The sequence below is a fragment of the Pseudonocardia sp. SID8383 genome, assembly GCF_009864975.1.
GTDB lineage: Bacteria > Actinomycetota > Actinomycetes > Mycobacteriales > Pseudonocardiaceae > Pseudonocardia > Pseudonocardia alni.
On the sequence record NZ_WWFY01000444.1, the window covers coordinates 1 to 300 of the forward strand.

1 protein-coding gene is annotated in these 300 nt (G+C 79.7%); it reads left to right on the top strand.

What is annotated here, in order from left to right; genetic code table 11:
* The coding region (locus tag GTW08_RS10725; RefSeq protein ID WP_202416979.1) for a hypothetical protein at nt 1-300 on the top strand (300 nt) is incomplete at both ends.

The window sequence follows — 300 nt, forward strand, 5'->3', positions numbered from 1 at the left end:
CCGCCACGACGCCGACCGCCACGCTCCCGACCGCAACGGCTCCGGACACCGCAACGGCTCCGACCGTGCCGGGGACCGGGACGGCTCCGGCGACACCGCGCGCGTCGACGCCGCCGCGGGTGCCGCGGCCGTCGCCGCGGGCAGAAGCCCGAAGGGTGACGACGGCGCGGCCGCCGGGTCCACCGGAGTCTCCGTGCCGGCCACGGCCGACACCACCGTCACCGACGCCGCACCCGCACCGGCCCCGGCCGACGACGAGACCGTCGTCGCCGAGCCGCGCGGTGAGCTGACCGGTTCGGC